Origin of the sequence: Mucilaginibacter lappiensis (genome assembly GCF_050433765.1) — a bacterium.
Classification (GTDB): domain Bacteria; phylum Bacteroidota; class Bacteroidia; order Sphingobacteriales; family Sphingobacteriaceae; genus Mucilaginibacter; species Mucilaginibacter lappiensis_A.
On record NZ_JBNPWP010000002.1, the window covers coordinates 249,353 to 272,077 of the forward strand.

20 protein-coding genes are annotated in these 22,725 nt (G+C 40.8%); 6 read left to right on the forward strand and 14 right to left on the reverse strand.

The genetic code is table 11. The features are described from left to right. Window positions 1-8: 8 nt before the first annotated feature. The 4 genes from dnaE (at window position 9) to M2273_RS06525 (ending at window position 5,692) form a co-directional block, all read left to right on the forward strand. Window positions 9-3,593, forward strand: coding sequence for a DNA polymerase III subunit alpha (gene dnaE, locus M2273_RS06510; protein ID WP_429394474.1), 3,585 nt, complete (start codon window positions 9-11; stop codon window positions 3,591-3,593). 53 nt (window positions 3,594-3,646) lie between these two features. After that, a complete protein-coding gene (locus M2273_RS06515) occupies window positions 3,647-3,877 on the forward strand; it encodes a hypothetical protein (RefSeq protein WP_429394476.1) in 231 nt (76 codons plus the stop codon). A gap of 465 nt (window positions 3,878-4,342) precedes the next feature. After that, entirely contained in the window at window positions 4,343-4,663 is a 321-nt protein-coding gene (gene trxA / locus M2273_RS06520) for a thioredoxin (protein WP_429394478.1), read from the forward strand. Window positions 4,664-4,771: 108 nt separating this feature from the next. Then, the gene (locus M2273_RS06525) at window positions 4,772-5,692 is read left to right on the forward strand and encodes a DUF58 domain-containing protein (protein ID WP_429394480.1); all 921 of its coding nucleotides are present in this window, start codon (window positions 4,772-4,774) and stop codon (window positions 5,690-5,692) included. Between the two features lie 106 nt (window positions 5,693-5,798). Here M2273_RS06525 and M2273_RS06530 read toward each other — a convergent pair whose 3' ends face one another. Together M2273_RS06530 and M2273_RS06535 are read right to left on the reverse strand one after the other, a co-directional pair. After that, window positions 5,799-7,115, reverse strand: a complete 1,317-nt coding sequence (locus M2273_RS06530; RefSeq protein WP_429394482.1) for a sensor histidine kinase — start codon at window positions 7,113-7,115, stop codon at window positions 5,799-5,801. Between the two features lie 16 nt (window positions 7,116-7,131). Further along, entirely contained in the window at window positions 7,132-7,809 is a 678-nt protein-coding gene (locus M2273_RS06535) for a response regulator transcription factor (protein ID WP_429394484.1), read from the reverse strand. Between the two features lie 160 nt (window positions 7,810-7,969). Between M2273_RS06535 and M2273_RS06540 the strand changes: the two genes are divergently transcribed. Both M2273_RS06540 and M2273_RS06545 read left to right on the forward strand, forming a co-directional pair. After that, complete coding sequence (locus M2273_RS06540; protein ID WP_429394486.1) at window positions 7,970-9,481, forward strand: glycoside hydrolase family 130 protein; 1,512 nt, start codon at window positions 7,970-7,972, stop codon at window positions 9,479-9,481. A 338-nt stretch (window positions 9,482-9,819) separates the two neighbouring features. Continuing rightward, window positions 9,820-10,224, forward strand: a complete 405-nt coding sequence (locus M2273_RS06545) for a hypothetical protein (RefSeq protein WP_429394489.1) — start codon at window positions 9,820-9,822, stop codon at window positions 10,222-10,224. 75 nt (window positions 10,225-10,299) lie between these two features. Here the strand turns inward: M2273_RS06545 and M2273_RS06550 are convergent, their stop codons facing one another. The 12 genes from M2273_RS06550 to M2273_RS06605 all read right to left on the reverse strand — a co-directional run bounded on the left by M2273_RS06550 (window position 10,300) and on the right by M2273_RS06605 (window position 22,654). Continuing rightward, window positions 10,300-11,328, reverse strand: coding sequence for a glycosyltransferase family 4 protein (locus M2273_RS06550; protein WP_429394491.1), 1,029 nt, complete (start codon window positions 11,326-11,328; stop codon window positions 10,300-10,302). Next, a complete protein-coding gene (locus tag M2273_RS06555) occupies window positions 11,329-13,608 on the reverse strand; it encodes a glycosyltransferase (protein ID WP_429394493.1) in 2,280 nt (759 codons plus the stop codon). A gap of 252 nt (window positions 13,609-13,860) precedes the next feature. Next, window positions 13,861-15,051: an aspartate aminotransferase family protein gene (locus M2273_RS06560; protein WP_429394494.1), complete on the reverse strand. Its 1,191-nt coding sequence runs from the start codon at window positions 15,049-15,051 to the stop codon at window positions 13,861-13,863. A 187-nt stretch (window positions 15,052-15,238) separates the two neighbouring features. Further along, the gene (locus tag M2273_RS06565) at window positions 15,239-15,730 is read right to left on the reverse strand and encodes a hypothetical protein (RefSeq protein WP_429394495.1); all 492 of its coding nucleotides are present in this window, start codon (window positions 15,728-15,730) and stop codon (window positions 15,239-15,241) included. 12 nt (window positions 15,731-15,742) lie between these two features. Next, the gene (locus M2273_RS06570; RefSeq protein ID WP_429394498.1) at window positions 15,743-16,585 is read right to left on the reverse strand and encodes a hypothetical protein; all 843 of its coding nucleotides are present in this window, start codon (window positions 16,583-16,585) and stop codon (window positions 15,743-15,745) included. A 49-nt stretch (window positions 16,586-16,634) separates the two neighbouring features. After that, window positions 16,635-17,189: an RNA polymerase sigma factor gene (locus tag M2273_RS06575; protein WP_429394500.1), complete on the reverse strand. Its 555-nt coding sequence runs from the start codon at window positions 17,187-17,189 to the stop codon at window positions 16,635-16,637. A 16-nt stretch (window positions 17,190-17,205) separates the two neighbouring features. Beyond that, window positions 17,206-18,180 carry a transketolase family protein gene (locus M2273_RS06580; RefSeq protein ID WP_429394501.1) on the reverse strand — a complete coding sequence of 325 codons (975 nt, stop codon included), beginning with the start codon at window positions 18,178-18,180 and terminating at the stop codon, window positions 17,206-17,208. A 113-nt stretch (window positions 18,181-18,293) separates the two neighbouring features. Beyond that, window positions 18,294-19,139: a transketolase gene (locus tag M2273_RS06585; RefSeq protein ID WP_429394503.1), complete on the reverse strand. Its 846-nt coding sequence runs from the start codon at window positions 19,137-19,139 to the stop codon at window positions 18,294-18,296. 53 nt (window positions 19,140-19,192) lie between these two features. After that, complete coding sequence (bcp, locus tag M2273_RS06590; RefSeq protein ID WP_429394506.1) at window positions 19,193-19,654, reverse strand: thioredoxin-dependent thiol peroxidase; 462 nt, start codon at window positions 19,652-19,654, stop codon at window positions 19,193-19,195. 123 nt (window positions 19,655-19,777) lie between these two features. Further along, window positions 19,778-21,496 carry a M23 family metallopeptidase gene (locus M2273_RS06595; protein WP_429394508.1) on the reverse strand — a complete coding sequence of 573 codons (1,719 nt, stop codon included), beginning with the start codon at window positions 21,494-21,496 and terminating at the stop codon, window positions 19,778-19,780. Between the two features lie 3 nt (window positions 21,497-21,499). Further along, the gene (locus M2273_RS06600) at window positions 21,500-22,111 is read right to left on the reverse strand and encodes a fumarylacetoacetate hydrolase family protein (RefSeq protein WP_429394510.1); all 612 of its coding nucleotides are present in this window, start codon (window positions 22,109-22,111) and stop codon (window positions 21,500-21,502) included. 93 nt (window positions 22,112-22,204) lie between these two features. Further along, complete coding sequence (locus M2273_RS06605; RefSeq protein WP_429394512.1) at window positions 22,205-22,654, reverse strand: T9SS type A sorting domain-containing protein; 450 nt, start codon at window positions 22,652-22,654, stop codon at window positions 22,205-22,207. Window positions 22,655-22,725 lie beyond the last annotated feature (71 nt).

The following is a 22,725-nucleotide window of genomic DNA, read 5'->3' on the forward strand; positions in this document are numbered from 1 at the left end:
GATTTATTATGCCAGATTTTTCTCACTTACACGTACATACCCAGTTCTCATTACTTGACGGTGCCGCCGATATATCAAAACTGTATAAAAAGGCCGCCAAAGATGGGATGAAAGCGCTGGCCATAACCGATCACGGTAACATGTTCGGTGTGTTTAAGTTTGTTGCCGAAGCTGGAAAACACAACGTAAAACCCATTGTTGGCTGCGAGTTTTATGTGGTAGAAGACCGCCATAAAAAGCAGTTTACCAAAGAGAAAAAAGACTTACGCCGCCACCAGCTGATGCTGGCTAAAAATCCTGAAGGTTATAAAAACCTGGTTAAACTATGCTCTTTGGGGTATATGGAAGGCTTGTACAGCAAATGGCCCCGTATTGATAAAGAGCTGATATTAAAATACCATAAGGGACTAATTGCCACCACCTGCTGCATAGGGGCATCGGTACCACAGGCGATATTAAGGGACACCCCTGAAGCTGCCGAGACAGAGTTTAAATGGTGGCTTGACCTGTTTGGCGAGGATTTTTATATTGAGCTGCAACGCCATGACATCCCCGATCAAAACATTGTAAATAAGGTGTTGCTTACTTATGCTAAAAAGTATAATGTAAAAGTAATTTGCTCCAATGATTCGCACTATGTAGATCAGCAGGATTCCAACGCGCATGATATTTTGCTGTGTGTGAACACCGGCGATATGCAAAGCACACCCATTGCCACCGATGAAGAAGGTGGTCGTGGTTATCGTTTTGGTTTCCCTAATGACCAGTTTTACTTTAAAACGCAGCAGGAAATGGGCAGCCTGTTTAATGACCTGCCCGAATCACTGGATAATACCAATGAGATAGTTGATAAGGTTGAGGTACTGAAACTTAAACGCGATATTTTACTACCCAACTTTATTATCCCCGATGAGTTTAAGATCCACAGCACACCCGATGCCGATACGCTTAACCAATGGGAATATTTAAAACATTTAACATTTACGGGCGCTAAAGAGCGCTATATAGATATTTCGCCCGAGGTGGAAGAGCGCATTAACTTTGAGCTGTTCACCATACGTACCATGGGTTTTGCCGGGTACTTTTTAATTGTGGCCGACTTTATTAAGCACGGGCGCGATATCGGGGTATTTATTGGCCCGGGCCGTGGTTCGGCGGCGGGATCAGTAGTGGCCTATTGTACGGGGATCACTAACATCGATCCCATGAAGTACAACCTCCTGTTTGAGCGTTTCCTTAACCCGGATCGTAAATCAATGCCCGATATTGATACGGATTTTGATGATGCCGGCAGACAAAAGGTTATTGATTACGTGGTAGATAAATATGGCAAGAACCAGGTGGCGCAGATCATCACCTATGGCTCCATGGCTGCCCGTACCAGTATACAGGATGTGGGGCGGGTACTGGACATGCCGCTGTCTGAAATGAACGCCATTAAAAAGCTGGTGCCTGATACACTGGGTATTACCCTTCGTGAGGCTATTGAACAGGTACCCGAACTAAAGGATATAGTAAACGGCAATGACCTGCGCGGGCAGGTACTGCGTGAGGCCGAAAAGTTGGAAGGCTCGGTACGTAACACCGGTGTACATGCCGCGGGTATCATTATTGCCCCTTATGATTTGACGGACATTGTACCCGTTGCTACGGCGAAGGACTCTGACCTGCTGGTTACCCAGTATGACGGCCGCGTGATTGAGGATGCCGGGGTTATCAAGATGGACTTTTTGGGTCTTAAAACTTTAACCATTCTTAAGGATGCGTTAAGGATGATCAAGCAGAACCACGGTATACACATTGATATTGATTATATACCGCTTGATGATAAGGAAACTTATGAGCTTTATCAAAGGGGTGATACCAACGGTACGTTCCAGTTTGAAAGTGATGGTATGCAAATGTACCTGCGCGAGCTTAAACCCGATAAGTTTGAGGATTTAATTGCCATGAACGCCCTGTACCGTCCGGGACCGATAGAATATATACCCAACTTTATTAATCGTAAACATGGCCGGGAACCTATAGTATTTGACCTGGCTGATATGGAGGAATACCTGGGCGAAACCTATGGTATTACGGTATACCAGGAGCAGGTGATGCTGCTGTCGCAAAAGCTGGCTGGTTTTAGTAAGGGTGATGCCGACGTGTTGCGTAAAGCCATGGGTAAAAAGCAAATTGAGGTGCTTAACAAAATGGAGGCCCAGTTTATGGATGGGGCCATAGCCAAAGGACACCCCAAAGATAAGCTTACCAAAATATGGACCGACTGGAAGGCCTTTGCACAATATGCCTTCAATAAATCGCACTCTACCTGTTACGCCTTTGTGGCCTACCAAACCGCTTATTTAAAAGCGCATTTCCCATCAGAGTATATGGCCGCGGTTTTAAATAACCAGAACAACATGGAAAAGATCACCTTTTTTATGGAGGAATGCCGCAGGATGGGTGTTGAGGTTTTAGGCCCGGATATTAATGAGTCGGACATGGCATTTGCGGTGAACAGCAAAGCGCAGATTCGTTTTGGATTAACCGGGGTTAAAGGCGTGGGTGATAAAGCGGTTGAAAGTATTATTGAAGAGCGCGATGCAAAAGGGCCATATACCTCTGTTTATGATTTTGCCCGTCGTTCAAACACCCGCAGCGTAAACCGTAAATCGTACGAGAACCTGGTTTATGGCGGCGCTTTTGATGAGTTTGGTATCAACAGGTCGCAATTTTTTGCTAAAACAGACCTGGGTGTTTTAACCGGTGTGGAACGCCTGATAAAGTACGCCAACGATTATCAGAATGTACAGAGCAGTTCGCAATCGTCATTATTTGGCGGATCGGTAGCTTCATACGTTCCTGAACCGGCTATGCCCGAAGCAGAGGAATGGCCATTAATTGAAAAATTGAAATACGAGAAAACGGTGATCGGTATATATTTAACCGGCCACCCGCTTGATAATTATAAAGTTGAACTCGAAAGGTTTTGCAACAGTACCATCAGCGATCTGAAACTGATGCAAAAAGCACGCTCGGGCGAAGGCGGCGAGGAAATTATGGGCGCGTTTAACGACCTCCGTAAACGAGGCGAGATCAGGATAGGCGGCCTGGTATCAAACGTGCAGCATAAAATGACCAAAACGGGTAAGCCCTTCGGTACCTTTGTGCTTGAAGATTACAATGAATCATACGAGTTTGCGATGTTTGGCGAGGATTATGTAAAATTCCGTAACCTGATGATGGATGGTTATTTCCTGCATCTTAAAGGTAATATCGAAGAAAAATTCCGTCAAAAGGATAACTGGGATCTGCGGATACAGGTAATGAGCCTGTTATCTGAAATGCGGGATAAGCTTACCAAATCATTAACCGTGTGTATAGATGTGCACATGCTTAATAGCAAATTGCTTGATGATATACAGCATGTAATTACTGAAAACAATCAAAAATACCCAGTACAAAACTGCAAGCTACGCTTCCAGATCAAGGACCGGGAAGAAGCGATGCTGGTTGAGCTGGCCTCCAAAAACTTTAGGGTTAATCCAAGCGATGATCTGATGGCGAATATTTTTAATTTAACCAATACTCAACCGGTGCTGCATTAAAGGCTTGATAGAGTTGAGTATTTAGATTAAATTTGTTTATAAAGCTTATGTTTATGAGTACCGAAACAATAAGAGAGCGCTTACATGAATATATCCGTTTTGCCGACGATAAAAAGGTGGCGGCTATTTATACCATGGTAGAGAGTGAGATTGAAGAGGAACTTGACCTTTGGGAAGATAAAGACTTTTTAAATGAGTTAAATGATCGCCTAAAGGAATATGAAAACGGAAATGCAACAACTTTATCGTTGGAAGAATTTAAACAAAAAATCAGAAACAGATAATCTGTAATGCAATATACTATTAGACTGACGACCCCAAAAAGGTATTCTAAATAAACTCTCTTTGTTTTGTCCCTCAATAATCTCTTGGTTTTTATTGTTTGATTTTCTTAATTTTCTGACTGGATCATTCAAATGGTCAATAATGGTAAAATGTTAATAAATAGCTTAGTTAATGATATGGAATACTTTGCTTTTACCATCATATAGCGGGTTTACATTAATTAGCTTAAAATTTAATTAATTAGTTGATTTTCAGTAAAGTAAGTCAATGTTAACCATAAAATGTGTAAACCATGTGAACCCAATTCTCAGCTTTTGCCGAAATATTTTTAAAACTTTACTAAGGGATAGTTATGGTGGATGTTTAAATCTATATTAATATAATTGTCACATTGTCAGGTGTAACTTGTGGCAAGCTATTTGAATAGTATATATTTGTAATACAAAAATTAAAAAATAGAAATCATGGCTTTAGAAATAACTGATGCGAACTTTGACGAACTTGTGCTGAAATCAGACAAACCTGTACTTATTGACTTTTGGGCAGAATGGTGTGGTCCGTGTAGAATGGTAGGTCCTGTTGTTGAAGATATAGCAAAAGAATATGAAGGCAAAGCCGTTGTTGGTAAAGTTAATGTTGACAACAATCCTGGAATATCAATGAAATTCGGTATCCGTAATATCCCTGCTTTATTGTTCTTTAAAAACGGCGAAATTGTGGATAAACAAATTGGTGCTGTTCCAAAATCAGTATTAACTGATAAATTAGCTAAGCAATTAGTTTAATCAACAAGGCAAAATTAAGTTTATAAATAGCTTAATCCACCATATTTAAATTACTTGAAAAGCGTTACCTTATTTGGTGACGCTTTTTTTATGTCCTATATTAGCCTTATGCCCAAATTTAATGACGATCAGCAAATAAGGCAACTGGCCAACCTTGAGCTGCTTGCCCGGCAGGTGGTTGAAGGCTTTATAACCGGCTTGCATCAGAGCCCGTTTCATGGCTTTTCTGTAGAGTTTGCAGAGCACCGTTTGTACAATAACGGCGAATCGGTAAAAAATATAGATTGGAAGCTGCTGGCCCGTACCGATAAATTGTTTGTAAAGCAGTTTGAGGAGGAAACCAACCTGCGTTGTTATTTATTGCTGGATACTTCATCGTCAATGAATTTTCCTGAAAAGGGTTTGAATAAGCTGCAGTTCTCTACTTATGCTATAGCCTCATTGATGCACTTGTTTAAAAAACAGCGCGATGCCTTTGGTTTATGCCTTTTTTCGGATAAAATAGACTGGCTCAGCGCGGCAAAATCAACATCAACGCATTTATTCCATTTGTATGCCGAGCTCGAAAAAATGTACAGCAATCCCCGGATAAATACAGTTACCAACATAACAGATGTACTGCATCATATTGCCCAGGAAATTCACCAGCGGTCTATGGTTGTTATTTTTAGTGATATGCTGGAGAATAACCTGAATGCCGATAAATTGCAATCACTTTTTGCAGCTATACAACATTTAAAATTTAATAAGCACGAGGTAATCATCTTTAATGTTCATGATAAACAAAAAGAGCTTGATTTTAATTTTGATAATCGCCCCCATCACTTTGTTGATATAGAGAGTGGGGCCGAAATAAAGGTACATCCAGGCAAGGTGCGTGATGCTTACCGTGCATCATTAGCAGCATACCGTCATGAGCTGGAATTAAAATGCGCTCAATACCACATTGACCTTATTGATGCCGACATACACGAAGGATACCATAACATATTAAAGGCCTACCTGGTAAAAAGGAATAAAATGATATAAACAAAAAAGGCTATTCTTTACAAATAGCCTTTTTTAACAGGGGTAACACTTACTAAAACTTGGAACAAAGTAATAAAGTAAGAATGAAGATTTTGTGAAGTTAAGTTTAGTGGTTAAATATCAACTTTACGGCAGTCCCCTTGCTTTTAACCGAGTTTATTTGAACTTTAATATCATGAAAAGCGGTAATACTTTTTACTATGGCCAAACCTAAGCCGTAACTTTCTTTTTCGTCAGTATCAAACTTTTCAAAGCGGTTAAAAGCGTTTTCTATTTGCTTTTGGTCCATGCCGGCACCAGTGTCGGCAATAATGATCGAGTAATTATCCTCCGTAAGTTCATCGCTAATGGTAATAGTACCGGTAGGATGGTTGTATTTTATGGAGTTGTTGATAATATTGAACAACAGGGTATGCATAAGAGGCCGGTTGCCTTCTATGGAGTAAATATATTTAAGATGGTTGGTGAATTTTAGCTGTTTTTCATCCATGCGGTCTTCCAGCTCTTCATGTATTTCTTTAATAACACCGGCTATCATAACCACATCAGCTTTATCAAACTGGTTGTTCTCCACTTTTGATATCAGCAATAAACTGTTGATGATGGACTTTAGGCGGTTTAAGGTTTTAAGCGAAGCATGCATTTTATTCTCACTGCCTTCGCTAAGTTCTTCCTGCAATAAAATATTTTCGAGCCTTGAACTGATGATGGATATAGGGGTAAGCAGCTCATGTGATACATTGGCAATAAACTGTTTTTCCAGAATAAAAAGGTTCGATATTTTTTTCATAAGCTTGCTTATGCTATCGTCAAGCAGTTCAAAATCCTGGGTGGTGGTTTTAATTTTTTCATAATCAAAGTTCATCGGATCGTTCACTTTGATTAGTTTACGGTCTATTATTTTATAAAAAGGTGCAAGCAAAAATTTGGTGAATACCAGGTCACTAACCAGTGTAAGCACAAGGGCAATAAACAACACCAGTAAAGTAAATCTTTTTATAATTGATTTTAGCTCCTCAACAGATTCAATAGCCTCGCCAATTTCAAGCCGGTAAGTGTGGTTATTAAAATTAAACTTGTGCGAAAGGACGCGATAATTTTCTGAATTCCTTTCAAAAGTACGTACCTCCGAAGAGAAAGTAACGGCTTTGGATTCCTTTGGCTGGTATTTTACCGGCTGTATGGTGATAAACTCCGTCTTTAAAATGTTATAATCGATATAAACTTTCCCGTTAACCAGGTAGTTATTGATCTCCTTTGATGGAAAGCTCCTTAAAATTTCCTTTTGAGCATTTTCCAACCGCAATTCAATATGGTTGTATGATATCTTTTCAATAGATAGTAATATGAGCAAGCCGGTAAATAAAATAATGGCCACTTTGGTTAAAGTATTATATAGGGCCAGTTTTACCTGTAGTTTCATTTGTTAATGATGTAGTTTAAATATTAATGCGGTAGCCAATGCTCCGTACAGTTTCAAACCAATCAATCGGGATATATTGCGATAGCTTTTTGCGCAGGTTTTTAACATGCACATCAACAAAGTTCGAGTCGGAGTTAATTTCCAGTACATCGCCCCATACATGCTCGGTTAAATTGGTACGTGAAATTACCCGGTTTTTATTTAATACCAGGTAGTTGAATATCTCAAACTCCTTTTTGGTGAGATTAATACGCTCATCGTTATACATTACAGTGCGGTTTTGTATGTTAACCAGCAGGCCTTTTATATTAATATCATTACTTTCCAGCCGGTGTTTGCGGCGTGTTATGGCATGCATACGTGCTAAAAGTTCATTTAATGAAAACGGCTTAGCCAGGTAATCGTCTGCACCCTGCTCAAGGCCCATAACCCGGTCATCCACCGCCCCGCGTGCAGTTAGTATAATTACGGCGTCTTCACGTTTATCAAGGCCTTTCAGCATTTTTAAAAGGTCAAAACCGTCGCCGTCGGGCAAGCCCAGATCAAGCAGTATAAAATCGTAGTTGTTTACAAATATTTTCTCCTCGGCCGATTTTTTGGTACGTGCGTGTTCAACCGTAAAACCTTCATGGCTTAAAAATTCATCAACTTCAAGGGCTAAGCCTTTCTCGTCTTCAACAATTAATACATTCATAGGCTTGCAATTTACAAAAGCTAAAACTTATAAATAAAACATTAAATGTATATAATAAAATATATGTTTTAAATGTTAATCAACTTAACTAAAAGGTTTGTAAAATTACCCAAATCAATTTGAGCTAAATGCTGTTACAAAATAAACGCTAACTTTTAATATGAGACTTTCCATTGAACGTAAACCCATAAGAGTTAACCCAGATCCCAAACGTGTTATTGCAAGATTCTTTTTTAATGGGAATGATCGTGCTAAAGAAGTGATTGAACGCGTAATGAACATCAGCGAAGAAGTGGCTTTTGGTATTGTTTCGCCGCTGTTGCAGGAGTATTCCAAGCGGCACCGTAACATTACCCGGGTTTTAAACCGGCATTGCAGTAAGCTTAAGCCGCTGTTTCAGGAGTTAAATATTGATTATGATACCCTCACGGTTTACCGTAAATTATTAATAGGCTCTTATTTTACCCACGAATATTCTATAGAATCGGCTGCTTTTTTTAACCCCTCAATAGTGGAGGACCCCGATCAAACCGAAATGGAAGACGGGCAAAAGCGGGTAATCATCAGTTTCAGGGCAGTAGGCGAGGGGCATATTTCGTCCATCACTTTTCGCCGGGCGCTCATCGATAAGTTTAATAACATCACTATCCAACCATCGGGAAGTTATATTGATGAGGCCGAAATTGTACGCAACGCGGTTTATAACAAAAAGCTGTTTTTTGATAAGGCCGCCATCACCCAGATCAGTATTGATGTAATAAGCGAACTGGAATCAAAGCTCGATCATCATTTTGAATATGCAAACCTGCGCCGCATTATCCTTGAATCGCAAAGGCTGCAGGAAAATGATATGAAACGGCTTGAATACGATAAAGTGCTGTGGCTGGCCGATTCTTACTACGAAATTGTTTTTTCATTGGATACCGATATTTCTGACCGTGTAATATTCCCTATATCTGAATACGAACGTAAGGGTATTGAGGATGCACGCTTTGTGAAGTTTATTAATGAGGATGGAAGTTATGTGTATTATGCCACTTACACTGCCTATGATGGCTCGCTCATTATGCCTAAGCTATTACAGACAACCGATTTTTATAATTTTAAAATAATGCCGCTTTATGGTGCAGGCGCTCAAAACAAAAATCTGGCGCTGTTTCCCCGTAAAGTAAATGGCAGGTATGTAATGATATCACGCATTGATGGCTGCAACAATTATATCATGTACTCTGATAAAATAAACATCTGGGAAAAACCCATACTGTTGCAGCAACCCAAATTTTCATGGGAGTTTATTCAGATAGGGAATTGCGGTTCGCCCATTGAAACAAAAGATGGCTGGATAGTGATAACACACGGCGTAGGGCCTATGCGGCGCTATGTACTGGGCGCAAGTTTGTTAAAGCTTGATGATCCTGCCATAGAGATTGGACGCCTGCGTGAGCCCCTCCTGATCCCTAACAGCGATGAGCGCGAGGGTTATGTACCCAATGTACTTTATTCCTGCGGGGCAATAGTGCATAATAACAAGCTTATTATCCCTTACGGTGTATCTGATTCATCAACAGCATTTGCGGAAGTTTGCCTGGATGAGCTGCTTAAAAAATTCAAAGAGGATGTGAGCGAGGAGATGATCAAGCCTAAAGCTAAAGACTCAAAGCAAAAAGCATGAAACAGGAATAGGATTTGACTCATCTGCTATCGCTGATGTGTTTGTTTTATGCGTATAAAGACTTACGAAATTTTAAAAATTTGGTAAGTCTTTACTGTGCTTTCCCTATATAATAAACCGTCCTAAATAATAAACTCATTATTCAAATTTGCAACCCCGTTTATGGCGGCGCCTGAGTAAAAATGGCTGCTGCAATTTAATGCGATGATTAGTGAAATTTTTTTTGTAAAACATGAAATTGGCATATCCATTGATATAATAAATTGATACAATAAGTGTATATTTAATTAGTGTAGTGAGTGTTACAGTTTAATATATGACAAAAAATTTATACAGCAATGGATCATTTTAGAGAAATAAAAAACAGCTTAACATGGCATAATGAGGGCAAATTTGAAGTTGAGCTGATTAATGGTATTATTACCAAACTTAATTTTTGCGAACCTGGAAAAGGTTCTGACGATTCAGGTAAATGCCTTACCTCAATCAACTATAAGTTTCTGCAATCGGTTTATTCGTGCCTGGGCGATCTGTTTGTTTTTATTGAAGAAGAAAACAAAAGATTAGGCTACAAATACGCGCATGAAAATGAAATTCCTAAGCACGAGCCGGATGAAACAGTAGAAAATACTTATCCCTTACTTGGCGACAATAACGTAAGACCATTAAATGATTATACTCATCAGCCAGAATCAATGGATTCTTCCGGGGTAAAGGATGAGTTGATAAGGGATGCAGGTTAATAAACTTAATGCAGAAAACCTAAAACCACAAGATCTTTAAAGTAGGTAATATTTTAAGGCACTACATTCCTATGCCTATAGGTTTTTCATTTTCTCAAGCTTACCCAATATCTTCTTATACAACTCCAAATAATTCTTTGCCATCTTATCGCATGAAAACTGTGAATTTGCCCAATCAAAACAATCTTTACGGTTTATTTGATCCAGCCGGCTAACAGCATCAACCGCTTCATCAACGGTATCAACCAAAAAGCCTGTCTGGCTATGTTTTATCAACTCAGGCATTGATCCTTTATTAAAAGCAATGACCGGGGTGCCACAAAGCATGGCTTCTGCTACGCTCATGCCAAAAGGCTCGTTAAAACTTATGGGATGTAATAATGCATAAGCATTACCCAATAATTCCTTTCTTTTATCGGGGCCGGCGTGCCCTATATATTCAATATCTGCGGATAATTGCGGTTCAACTTTTTCGCGGTAATAGTTTTCGTCCTGGATGATGCCTGCTATGAGCAACTTGCGTTTGCTTTTTTTGGCGATCTGGATTGCTTCGGCTGTGCCTTTGTCTGGGTGGATGCGACCAAAGTATAGCAGATAATCTTCCGGGTTTGGGTAAAACTCAAAATCTGTAGTATCTAAACCATTGTATACTGTTGCCAGGTATTTAAGTTCTGGGCTGCGGTCGGCATTACTGATAGATACGTAATAGCCCGTATCATTATACTTTTTGTATACCGGAATTATCCTTGGCGATGAAAAACCATGTATAGTAGTGATCATGGGTGTTTTGATCAGCCCGGAATAAGTAAGCGGCAAAAAATCAAAATTATTATGAATAATATCAAACTGATCAGCTTTCTCCATCAGGTTGCTGATATGCAGGCATTCCAATATTTTGGCATCCTGGCTGCGGTCTTCCTCATAACCTGTTGCACAAACAGCGTCGAGTTTACCGGCGGTTATAGAGTCGCCTGTAGCAAAAAGTGTTACTTCGATACCTGATTTTATTAAACCTTCGGCAATGTTAGATGCTATTTGCTCCCATGGTCCGTAATGCCTGGGCGGTGTGCGCCAGGCAACAGGAGCTAATACAGCTACCTTCATTTAGCAGATCTCCATTTTCTGTTTGCCGTACTTATTGTATTCGTATTCCAGTTCAAAGGCTTTTAACACAGTTAAATGCGATATCAGGTACGCTAAAGTACTTTCGGCGCCCTGGTTACGGTTAATACCGCTGGGCAGCAAGCCATCACAGCAACCCTTTGTTTCATGATCATACAAAGGAGCCCGCAGCGTGTTTTCGCCCAGGAACCACTTATAGCTCAGAAACATTTTCTCCACATATTGCGGTATCCTGAATATTTGGTAAGCCTGAAAATGCATCAGTACCATAGCCATGGTTTCAATAGCCTGCTGATCAAACGTTGGGAAAGTGCCACCGCGATAATACCAGCCATCATTACCAACCGGACTCAAATATCCGTTTGATAGGGTTAATTTATCTAAAAATGCCATGGTGTTCAGGGCTATCCTTTTGGCATTTTCGTTCCCGGTAATTTCACAGGAGTGTAATAGCGCTAAAGGAAGTATGGCATTATCATAAGTCATTTTTTCTTCAAACCATTGCCAATCTTCTGATTGAGTATTTTCATACGCATCTATCAATGGCTGGGTAAGTTGTGTCAATATTTTAACCATTCCTTCATCAGAAGGATATACCTGCAGGTATAAACTAATGCCTATAATGGTATTAGCCATGCCTCTTAAATGTTCCAGTTTGGTAAAATGGGGTACCGACTTGTGAAATATTTCTATCGCAAACTCCCGGTAGGAGTTACTTGCCGCGCAACCAATCAAATGCCCCAGTGCCCAAATGGTACGCCCAAATGAATCTTCCGAACCTACCTCATCCAGGTAGCGTCTGTCAAAGCTCAAAAAGTTACGGAAATTACCATCATCGGTTTGCATATAGTGAATATAGCTCAGGTATATAGGCAGCAGCTCAAAAGCTTCTTTGCTTTTGCTGCGCTGGTAGGCCATCAAAGCCATAATGAGCGCCCTTGCATTATCATCAAGGCAATACCCTTCTTTTAAGTTGGGGATCCCATATTTGGCATGTTGTACAATACCAGTATCATCGGTTAAGCGCAATACATGGGCTAAGCTAAACTTGGGTAGTATTTCAGGATCAACAATGCTGTTTTTTAGTATCTTATCGCTAAAATCATAACTGGCTATCGCTTCCTGGGCTGCCTTTATATATTCGGCGCCTACAACCGGCCAGCGTAAATTCAGGCCATATTGATAGGCGTTTTGTTTAAGCTCTTCTAATACGCGATCCTGGTCAAGCAGTTCAATCACGGTATCGGCAAGGGCTTCAGAATTTTTGAAATCAAAAAGTCTGCCTCGTTTGTCGGCCAGCAGCTCAGTAGCATGCCAGTATGGTGTTGATACTACAGCAGCTCCGGCACCTACAGCGTATGAGAGTGTACCGCTGGTTATTTGCGCTTCATTCAAATAGGGTGTTACATATATTTCGGTAGCGGTAAGGTAATTTACCAGTTCTTCTTCCGAAACGAATTTATTGATGAACGACAGATTGGCTGATACGCCAAGCTGAGCTGCAAGGGATTTTAAATGATCCCGATATTCCTCACCCGAGCTTTTTATTACTCCGGGATGTGTGTTGCCCAATATCACATACATCACATCGGGATGTTTTTGAACAATTCTGGGTAATGCTTTTATAACAGTTTCTAAACCTTTATTACGACTTAACAAGCCAAAGGTTAATAAAACACGGTGATTTTTAAATGAAGACAAGCTGTTAACAGGATTTTCGACCGCTGCTTCTACATCAGGAACGCCATGTTCTATGATCTGGATCTTTTCGGCCGGAATATCATAAATAGTAGTTAAGAACTCAACAGCCCGTTTACTCATTACAATTATCTTTGATGATTGATCAGCAATTTCACGGATAATGATGCGCTGCACATAGCTTGGATCCTTTAATATAGTATGCAGTATAGAAATTAATGGCTTTTCGAGCCGGTTTATTAATGGTAATATGTATATACCACTTTCGCCACCATATATACCAAACTCATGCTCCATAATGCAAACATCTGCATTACTGGTATTAATGTAGTTAGCCGCCTTGATATAACTTTTCTGATGATCCTGACGGATAACATATTTTACCTCATCTGGATATTCATACTCATGCAAATCTTCAGAATCGTTTAATGCAACCACAAAGCCACCATGCGCAAGCGAAGCCCTTTCTGGGAAGTTTGCATTAATAGCGCGCATCAAATTTTGATTGAAGGTGGCCAAACCACATTCGCGGGGAGGGTAAGTTGATATATATGCTATTTTCATATTTGGTAGAAATATTAAAAATGTATGGTTGTAGATATAAATAAGAATATTTAGCTACTTGTTTGAAAGTGACTATAAAAAAGAGCAGAAAGTGATCTGTTTTGAAAGAGAAGATGCCTTTACAGCACATTTATATAGTTACATGCATATAAATGCATAAACTATACCAATTTAACTCAAACTAAATATTATGTGGTATTAATCAATAAAGTAACTTAAAAGTTACCCGTATTAGGTAGACGCCTGTAAATATCAGGCAGTGTAGTAATCAATAGCTTCGACAATAACATTGCACGCTTTTTCAATTTCATCTGAACTAATGATGAGGGGAGGAGCAATACGCATGGAATTACTGCAATGTAAAAACCAATCGGTTATAACACCATGTTCAATGCAGCGGTCAATTATTTTTTTATTCAGATCAAAGCTTTCCAACTCAATAGCCAGCATCAATCCTTTGCCCCTAACTTCCTTTATAGCCGGGTGTGCAAGCAATTTACGAAAAATTAATTCCTTTTCGGCTACGCCTGCTGTTAAATTCTCATTTAATAATACTTCCAAAGCGGCCAGGCCCGCGGCACAGCATACCGGGTGACCGCCAAAAGTAGTGATATGGCCTAAAATAGGATTTTCTTTCAGGGCGCCCATGATGATGTTTGATGAAATGAAAGCGCCTACAGGCATCCCCCCGCCCAGGGCCTTGGCCAATAATAATATATCTGGCACTATCTCAAAGTGTTCAAAGGCAAACAGCTTGCCTGTACGGCCAAAGGCGGCCTGTATCTCATCCAGTATGAGTAATGTGCCTGTTTCATTACAACGTTGGCGTAAGGCCTGCATATAAGCTGCATCGGGCACACGAATACCGGCTTCGCCCTGTATGGTCTCTATAATAACACAGGCAGTTTGCTCTGTGATCAGAGGCAGATCTTCAATTTCATTAAACCGGATAAAACTGACACCAGGTAATAGCGGGCGGTAGGCCTGTTTAAATTCCTCATTGCCCATTACACTGAGGGCTCCCTGCGTGCTGCCATGGTACGAGTTATAGCAAGCCACAACTTGTTGCCTGCCTGTGAAACGTTTGGCCAGCTTCAAAGCTCCTTCAACCGCCTCGGCACCTGAGTTGGTAAAATATACCGACTGCAGGCTTTCAGGAAGCACAGCAATTAGTTTTTCGGCAAAACGAACTTGCGGTGTTTGTACATATTCGCCATAAACCATCAGGTGCATATATTTATCAACCTGCTGTTTAATGGCAGCTATAACATAAGGATTGCCGTGCCCAAGACTGCTTACCCCAATGCCCGATATGAGGTCGGTATACGCTTTGCCGGCGGCATCATATATATAAATACCCTCGGCACGTTCAAACTCCAGTAAAAGCGGGAAGTTGGTAGTTTGCGCGTTATTTGCCAAAAAAAGCTGACGAAGGGTAGGCATTTTAAGTTGTAAGTTTTTAGTTCGAAGTCCTGAGTTATTAACGGCAAAGATAAGCTTTAATGCAGGAATATAAATTGAACCGGAAGTCAAACAAGTAAGGTCAATAACAATTGTCACTAAAGACTAAAGACTAAAGACTAAAGACTAAAGACTAAAGACTAAAGACTAAAGACTAAAGACTAAAGACTTAATTCCCTGCCCTTTCGCTGCGTTCGCTGAGTTGTTTAATGAGTTCGTCGTTAAATTCGCGCTCACTTTTATAGAGCTCGCTCACTTTTTCGGGAGGGAGTATTTTCAGGAAGGCGTCTTTATAGCGTTTGCGTATGGCTACCAACTGACTTTCGTAATAAATTTCTTTATCTATCTGTTCAGTGCCGTTGGTGGCCGAGCTGGAGTTATTTAAACGTTTTAAGATCCTTACCGCAGTAAGTTCCTGCTGGTAACGGCTATATACAGGCCAAAATTTAGTCGATTCCTGGTCTGTAAGGTCTAATTGTTTGCTGATAAACCTGTTACGGGCCGCTTCAAGCCTTTTGCCCATAGCGCCCTTTTTTTGGGTGTTTGCATTGGGCGCAGTTCGTTGACCAGGCACCAGTTGATTTGATACCTGTGCAAAAGACTCATAGCTCACTGCCACAATAAATAATATAATAAAAATATGCCTGATCAATTTACTCATTAAAATGTATCGTTAATTAGTATCTATATAATCTGACAGATCTTCATCCAAACTTTCACTATTAATTTGCTGCCCGCCATCCATCAGGGTACGGGTATCGCCTGCATCCATATGCAATTGCAGGTAACTCTTAATTTCGTCTACAGGTATGGTTGAAAGCTGTTGATGTAAAAATGATTGGTCGTGCTTTACCGGGGCATCTGCACTTTTTATAACAACGCCAATACCTAATATCAGGGCAAAGCAAGCCGCTGTAGCATACCTGAAGGTATGGGATACAAAAAGCCTGCGCACAATACCTTTCTTTTTAACAGCAACCGGCATGGTAACAATCTTAGCCGCGTCCTGGTTAACAGTTTTATTTAAAATATTCTGGTTTAACTGTTCAAAATAACGCGCAGGAACCGTAAAATCTTCTGCTCCAATATCAACATGCTGCTCAATACCTATCCTGCTTTGGATATTATTACTCAATTCCTCAAAATAATTTTCAGGAACGGTGAAATCTTCTGTTTCGTTGCTTATATACTGTTCAATGGCGATCCGGCTTTGGATGTTATTGCCAAGCTCATCAAAATAATTTTCTGGTACGGTAAAACCTGTGTTTTCTGTATTCACAGCCTCTTCAATACGTATACGGCTCTGTATGTTGCTGCTTAATTGTTCAAAGTAGTTTTCAGGAATGGTAAACCCACCGGATGAGCCTTTTAGCTCTTCCAGCCTTATGCGTGATGTTATGTGCTGCGCTAATTCGTTGAAATAGTCAGACGGCACTGTGAACGGATTATTTGCATTGATCCGTTTCAGTGATTCATAATCATCCAGCCACTCCCTATTGTCCATTTCGCTTTTCATACATAACTATAGATGAACATAGTGCTAAAAGGTTTAATGTAAATTAAAATTAATCTTTAGATAGCAAAAAAGCCTCTATCTTTTTGACTGCCAAGTGAAAAGATGCCTTTAAAGCACCCACGCTGGTACCCAAAACCTGCGATATTTCTTCATACTTCATATCATCATAATACTTCATATTGAATACCAAACGCTGTTTTTCGGGCAGGGTTATCAGGGCCTCCTGTAGTTTGCGCTGTGCCTGGTCGCCATTAAAGTAGCTCGAATCGGCCAGTGTATCGGCCAGTTCATAAGCTACATCATCCAGCGAAACATTGTTTTTTTGCTTTTTCTTGTTCAAAAAAGTAATGCATTCGTTAGATGCTATCCTGTACATCCAGGTATATAGCTGCGCATCATTTCTAAAACCCAGCAGGTTTTTCCAAACCTTAATAAAAACGTCCTGCACCAGATCGTCCGCATCATCATGGTCAATAACCATACGGCGTATGTGCCAGTAAATTTTTTGCTGGTATTTTTTCAATAACAGGTTAAACGCTTCGTTACGTGTTTTTTCGTCCTGGAACTTGCTTAAAATCTCTGAATCTTCAACCTGCAACGACATTTTTTAATTTTTATAGTTAAATGCTAAATACCGCATTTTGTTTTCTTTGCATTACCTTTTTTGCGGCAAGTACAATATGCGCGGCATCAAGGCCATATTTGGTCATTAACTGCTCAGGTGTCCCGCTTTCGCCAAAACTGTCATTAACAGCAATGTACTCCTGTGGGGCAGGTGTATGGGTTGCCAGCACCTGTGCAATGCTATCGCCCAAACCACCCAAACGGTTATGCTCTTCGGCTGTAACCACACAACCAGTTTTAGCCACCGACTTTAAAACGGCCTCAGCATCCAACGGTTTTATGGTGTGTATGTTAATGATTTCGGCATCAATACCTTCTTCAGCTAACATTTCGCCGGCAAGTATAGCCTGCCATACCAAATGACCGGTGGCAAATATACTCACATCTGCGCCTTCATTCACCATCCATGCTTTACCAATCTCAAATTTTTGATCAGGATCTGTAAAAATAGGCACAACCGGCCTGCCAAAACGTAAATAAACGGGGCCTTCATACTCAGCAATGGCTATGGTAGCGGCTTTTGTCTGGTTATAATCGCAGGTGTTTATCACGGTCATTCCGGGCAGCATTTTCATCAGGCCTATATCTTCCAGGATCTGGTGAGTAGCGCCATCTTCGCCCAGGGTTAAACCGGCGTGCGAAGCACAGATCTTTACGTTTTTGTTTGAATAAGCTATCGACTGGCGGATCTGGTCATAAACCCTGCCGGTTGAAAAATTAGCAAAAGTACCGGTAAAAGGAATTTTACCACCAATGGTCATGCCGGCGGCAATACACATCATATTTGCCTCGGCAATACCCACCTGCACAAAGCGTTCGGGAAATTCCTTTATAAAATCATTCATTTTTAATGAGCCAATAAGGTCGGCACAAAGCGCAACCACCTGGTCATTTTTTCTGCCGGCTTCCAGCAGCCCGGCGCCAAAGCCCGAGCGGGTATCTTTTTTATCTGTGTAAGTATATTTCTTCATGAGAGGCCTCACCCAACCCTCTCCTGAAGGAGAGGGCTTTTTATTTAATTGTGATTAATGGTTGTTTATTAACGGTCGTTTATTTTTACTCCCCCTTCAGGGGGTAGGGGGGCTCAATAATCGCCCAGTGTTTCTTCCAGCTGACCGAGGGCCAGTTGTAGCTGCTCGTCGTTTGGTGCAATACCATGCCATTTGTGGCTGCCTGCCATAAAATCAACACCATAGCCCATTTCAGTATGCATCAATATCATGATTGGTTTGCCCTGACCTGTATGGCTTTTGGCCTGTTCAAGGGTTTTTACCACATCGGCCATGTCATTGCCATTCATTTCCAGCACATCCCAGCCAAAAGCTTCCCATTTAGCATGAAGGTCGCCTAATGATAAAACCAGTTTGGTTGGTCCGTCAATCTGCTGACCGTTTACGTCAATGGTTGATATCAGGTTATCAACACGGTTGTGCGGCGCAAACATAGCGGCCTCCCATATTTGTCCTTCCTGTAATTCACCGTCGCCATGCAGGGTAAATACCAATGATTTATCGCCATTAAGCTTTTTAGCCAGTGCGGCGCCAATAGCTACCGAAAGTCCCTGACCCAACGAACCTGATGCAATGCGGATTCCCGGCAAATGCTCATGTGTAGTTGGGTGGCCCTGTAAACGCGAGTTAAGCTTGCGGAATGTGGCCAGTTCGGCCTTGTCAAAATACCCGGCATGAGCCAGCGTACTATAAAATACCGGCGAAATGTGTCCGTTTGATAAAAAGAAGATATCCTCGCCCACGGCATCCATATTAAACTTTGGATCGTGGTTCATTACCGAAAAATAAAGAGCGGTAAAAAATTCGGTACAACCTAATGAACCACCTGGATGGCCCGACTGGCAGCCATGTACCATACGTACAATGTCGCGCCTGATCTGTGACGCGGTTTTTTCTAATTCTTGAATATCTGCTTTCATTAATAAAATTTAGGAAACTACTAAAGTAGAAATTATTATTGTGTTTTTAACACTTATTTTACAAGGTCAAGTATCTGTTGTGATGAATTTTGGGTATCAACCTTTTTTACGATATGACTGATCACCCCATTGCCATCAATAATAAAAGTAGTGCGAACGGTACCCATATACTTTTTGCCATAATTGTTTTTTTCGGCCCAAACGCCGTAAGCTTCTACAATGTTGTGGTCGTTATCAGCTATCAGGGTAAAAGGCAGGCTATATTTGGTCTCAAATTTTTTGTGCGATTTTTCATCATCGGTACTTACACCAATTACCTCGAAACCTTTGCTTAGTAAAGATTGATAATTGTCCCTGAAACTGCATGATTCAGCTGTGCAGCCCGGGGTATCATCCTTTGGATAAAAATAAAGGATCACATTTTTACCTTTATAATCAGTAAGGGAAACGGTTTTTCCATTTTGATCCTTTGCTGTAAAATCAGGGGCTTTATCGCCTTCTTGTAATGTTGCCATAGGTGCTTTTAGTTTTTGTTCAAATGTCAGTATCAAGTAGTTAGTATCAAGTATCAAGATTTTTTTACTAATCCTAAATGTCGCGTTTAAGAAGTCGTGATACTTGATACTAACTACTTGATACTATCTGTAAAAATCTGCCTTAAATTCCGAAAAATTGTTTTTGTTATCGCCAACGGTTAGCTTAAATACGTGCTTGCCGGGAGCAATTTCGCCGTTAAAGGTATAACTTAGTATTTTACTTTTATAATCCCACTCCATTAAAACCCATTTATTGTCGATAGTGCCTATATAGCTTTTAATGCCCGACAGGTTATCGCCCATGCGCAAATTGATGCTTTTAAACGCGGCCATGTTACTGCCGTTGTGAATATTTAACGGACGGATCACTGGTGGCAGGGTATCTATTTTAATAAAAAATTCGCCAAAGCTGCTTACTCTTGACTTTACGTAGCCATCCTGGTAATAGCCGCCCTGGCAGCCTCCTGTGGTACTTACAATTACAGCTTTATCGGCATAAGTGCCCAAATCTACATCGGGTTTTATCCAAAGATCATAGCTATCATGGATAGGGGTAAGCTTGTTATGGATATGGTGCACCTGCGAGAAACCGGATGCTGGTTTTGGTGATATGGAGTAAGTGAAATCAAGGTCATCATACAAATTGCCTGGCATAATGATCACTTTTACCTTATCAGTACTGAACTCACTTTTTTGGTCGTAATGGAATAAAGTACCTGTTATTTTATTGACAACAGGAATAAACTTTTCTGATTGTACCTTTAGTTTAACAGTTGAAGTATTGCCGGCCGCATCTTTCACCACGTACTCTACTTCGTGCAGGGCATTATCATCAAAAGTAATGATACCCCGGTTGATGGATTGCGGATAAAGCGATATGTGACTACCCGGCAGTATAAAGCATTTTTGCATCCACCTGCGCGATGAGGTGAAAGTAGGGTAATCAATATAAGCGTTGATGGCATGGGTTTGATCGAATGCGAAACGTTCAACCGAAAAGGTGTATACGATTTGGCCGTCAAGCTTTAACTCCACCGAATAAATGCCGTTATGATTGGCCGAAACGCTGTTCATATCAGTAGTGTTGATACCGAAACCGATGTACCCGCTTAAATGCAATACCTGCGGTTTGATGAGGTGATAATTGCCTGTACCTGCAGCGCCGGTAACCGCTAAAAATTCCTTCAGCGTTTTTTCACTGAAAGGGCTGCCGTTGAGGTGATAAATGCCTATTGAGGTAATGGTAGGCGGCACCCTGTCGGGTATGGTTAGGCCAAACAACTGCGGGTTAATGGTTTCTTCCGTTTGTGTATCCCTGACCTCGAAGTGCACATGTGGCCCTGCCGATGCCCCTGCATTGCCGGATATGGCCACTACTTCGTCTTTAAGAACAGGTACTTGTGCGGGTGTCAGTTTAAAATCAGCCTCGTAGGTTTGGTGCTCGTACTGGTAAGCTTTTATTATAGCTGCAACAGCCGGTGTAAAGCTTTGCAGGTGCCCGTAAACTGTTGTATAACCATTGGGATGGGTGATATAAATGGCCCGGCCAAAACCGCCAAATTGTACCCTTACCCTTGATATATAACCATCGGCGGCAGCATGTACCGGGTAACCCGTCCGCTGGTTTGTCTTAAAATCGAGCCCGGAATGGAAATGCTGAGGCCTGAGCTCGCCAAATGAACCCGCTGTGCTTGGTGGCAGGTCAAGCGGGTAGCGGAAATAACTTTGTGGGTATGGCCTGCTTTGTATGGTGGTTTGCGCACGTATGCCCCAGCTAAAGCCCAGGCATAACGCGGCTATAATCAAATGTTTTTTAATCATATTTTATTTAACGTAAAAGTCGAGCAATTTTTCATCCTCCAGATATCCTTCCAGCCTGTCGCCAACCTTTACTTTAGATACTCCGGGAGGAGTACCGGTGAATATAAGATCGCCCTTTTTTAGGGTGATATACTGTGAAACAAACGCGATAATGTTTTCGAAAGAGAACAGCAGATCCCGTGTATTGCCCTGCTGGCGGGTTTCGTCATTAATATCCAGCTTAAAATTCAGATCGTAAATAGCGGCAAATTTGGCTTTGGGCACAAAAGCGCTAATAGGTGCCGAGCCATCAAAGGCTTTGGCCAGTTCCCAGGGCAGGCCCTTTTCTTTATGGCGGCTTTGAATATCGCGGGCGGTAAAATCAATGCCTAAAGCGATTTCATCATAATAACCAGCGGCAAATTTTTCATTTACGTGTTTACCCTCCTTACTTATTTTTAATACGATTTCAATTTCATGATGAACATCGTCCGAAAAATCAGGATGATAAAAAGGCTTATTGTCCTTTATTATGGCAGTTTCGGGTTTCATAAAAATAACCGGAATGGCTGGTACCGGGTTATTTAATTCTTTGGCGTGCTCGGCATAGTTGCGGCCAATGGCAATTATCTTCATAAGTTACAGCTATAAACGCCAAAGCTAAAAAAATAGCTTGGTTTGTTTAAACAGATGTAAACTGTCAAAGCATTTTTACTAAAGTAAATAGAGTTATAGTACCGAGATGCGTTTTATAACTGATTCGGTACCAGCTACCACCCGTACAAAATAAAAGCCGCGGCTCAATTTGTTGTTGATGGGGTAGTTGATGTTATGATCGCCGGAGTCAACCCTTTGCGAAAACAAAGTGGTAATATCATTACCCAATACATCCATTATTTTAATGGTGACATTGGTATTGCGTGATATAGAGTATTTTAAATTGATTTGATCGGTAACCGGGTTAGGGTATAATTGCACGTCATTAAGTAATTTGTCTTCGGGGTGAGACACACTTACCTTTACACTTGATGTTACCGCCGGCTTTAATGGTGGCAGTACCAAATGCAAGCCGTTTTTTAAATAAGACGGTTTTGTAGATTTACCCTTTGAAACACGCAGATAGGTAGTATCGCTTTTAGAGTGATGAGTTTTAATTTCAGACGCAAAGGCAAAGTTCATAAAAATTACCATCGCAATTAGTATGAACCACGTATAAGTGTAAATAAAAGAATAAGTAATGTTTCGCCTCA

Excerpts from the sequence above, each read along its gene's own strand:
- dnaE (WP_429394474.1), top strand. The coding sequence starts at position 9 with ATGCCAGATTTTTCTCACTTACACGTACATACCCAGTTCTCATTACTT.
- M2273_RS06515 (WP_429394476.1), top strand. The coding sequence starts at position 3,647 with ATGAGTACCGAAACAATAAGAGAGCGCTTACATGAATATATCCGTTTT.
- trxA (WP_429394478.1), top strand. The coding sequence starts at position 4,343 with ATGGCTTTAGAAATAACTGATGCGAACTTTGACGAACTTGTGCTGAAA.
- M2273_RS06525 (WP_429394480.1), top strand. The coding sequence starts at position 4,772 with ATGCCCAAATTTAATGACGATCAGCAAATAAGGCAACTGGCCAACCTT.
- M2273_RS06530 (WP_429394482.1), bottom strand. The coding sequence starts at position 7,115 with ATGAAACTACAGGTAAAACTGGCCCTATATAATACTTTAACCAAAGTG.
- M2273_RS06535 (WP_429394484.1), bottom strand. The coding sequence starts at position 7,809 with ATGAATGTATTAATTGTTGAAGACGAGAAAGGCTTAGCCCTTGAAGTT.
- M2273_RS06540 (WP_429394486.1), top strand. The coding sequence starts at position 7,970 with ATGAGACTTTCCATTGAACGTAAACCCATAAGAGTTAACCCAGATCCC.
- M2273_RS06545 (WP_429394489.1), top strand. The coding sequence starts at position 9,820 with ATGGATCATTTTAGAGAAATAAAAAACAGCTTAACATGGCATAATGAG.
- M2273_RS06550 (WP_429394491.1), bottom strand. The coding sequence starts at position 11,328 with ATGAAGGTAGCTGTATTAGCTCCTGTTGCCTGGCGCACACCGCCCAGG.
- M2273_RS06555 (WP_429394493.1), bottom strand. The coding sequence starts at position 13,608 with ATGAAAATAGCATATATATCAACTTACCCTCCCCGCGAATGTGGTTTG.
- M2273_RS06560 (WP_429394494.1), bottom strand. The coding sequence starts at position 15,051 with ATGCCTACCCTTCGTCAGCTTTTTTTGGCAAATAACGCGCAAACTACC.
- M2273_RS06565 (WP_429394495.1), bottom strand. The coding sequence starts at position 15,730 with ATGAGTAAATTGATCAGGCATATTTTTATTATATTATTTATTGTGGCA.
- M2273_RS06570 (WP_429394498.1), bottom strand. The coding sequence starts at position 16,585 with ATGAAAAGCGAAATGGACAATAGGGAGTGGCTGGATGATTATGAATCA.
- M2273_RS06575 (WP_429394500.1), bottom strand. The coding sequence starts at position 17,189 with ATGTCGTTGCAGGTTGAAGATTCAGAGATTTTAAGCAAGTTCCAGGAC.
- M2273_RS06580 (WP_429394501.1), bottom strand. The coding sequence starts at position 18,180 with ATGAAGAAATATACTTACACAGATAAAAAAGATACCCGCTCGGGCTTT.
- M2273_RS06585 (WP_429394503.1), bottom strand. The coding sequence starts at position 19,139 with ATGAAAGCAGATATTCAAGAATTAGAAAAAACCGCGTCACAGATCAGG.
- bcp (WP_429394506.1), bottom strand. The coding sequence starts at position 19,654 with ATGGCAACATTACAAGAAGGCGATAAAGCCCCTGATTTTACAGCAAAG.
- M2273_RS06595 (WP_429394508.1), bottom strand. The coding sequence starts at position 21,496 with ATGATTAAAAAACATTTGATTATAGCCGCGTTATGCCTGGGCTTTAGC.
- M2273_RS06600 (WP_429394510.1), bottom strand. The coding sequence starts at position 22,111 with ATGAAGATAATTGCCATTGGCCGCAACTATGCCGAGCACGCCAAAGAA.
- M2273_RS06605 (WP_429394512.1), bottom strand. The coding sequence starts at position 22,654 with ATGAACTTTGCCTTTGCGTCTGAAATTAAAACTCATCACTCTAAAAGC.